The sequence below is a fragment of the Marinobacter salinexigens genome, assembly GCF_008370345.1.
In the GTDB taxonomy this organism is placed as follows: Bacteria; Pseudomonadota; Gammaproteobacteria; order Pseudomonadales; family Oleiphilaceae; genus Marinobacter; species Marinobacter salinexigens.
Map to the genome: position 1 here is coordinate 1 of NZ_VTUU01000120.1, position 444 is coordinate 444.

Genomic DNA, 444 nt, shown 5'->3' on the forward strand with positions numbered 1-444 from the left:
GTACATGTGAGCAATCTCAGGGACAAGAGGATCATCAGGGTTTGGGTCCGTGAGCAGTGAGCAGATTGACAGGAGAACCTTTGAGATAGTTAAAGCAGGGCTCCACTGTTCCTTAAGAATCCTAGGGCTGCTCTGCTCGGGGTCAGGGATCAGCCACACGTACGTACATACACGCTTCTATTGTCTCCAATCACATCRCCGGAAAATTTTCTTTCTTTTTTTCTGTAACAATCACATGACTCCGTCGTCGCAAGAACAACAAGGGTGGCATGGCATGGCAAAGGTGTTTTCGTCGACATCACAGCAGGCTCTCTCGATCACATCTCACACCGTGTAGTTCTGCTGGATGGTGTCGATGTCCAGGCCCTTGAGCTTGACCACCGACTCCACGTGGCCCTTGAGGGTGTTGAGCTCCCGCAGCCTCGCGATCTCGGCGCGCCTCTT

1 protein-coding gene is annotated in these 444 nt (G+C 52.4%); it reads right to left on the reverse strand.

Annotated elements, in window-relative coordinates; translation table 11 throughout:
* A partial coding sequence (locus tag FWJ25_RS20915; protein WP_223163296.1) for a ubiquitin-conjugating enzyme E2 occupies positions 1-159 on the reverse strand: 159 nt, incomplete at its 3' end.
* Positions 160-444: the final 285 nt, after the last annotated feature.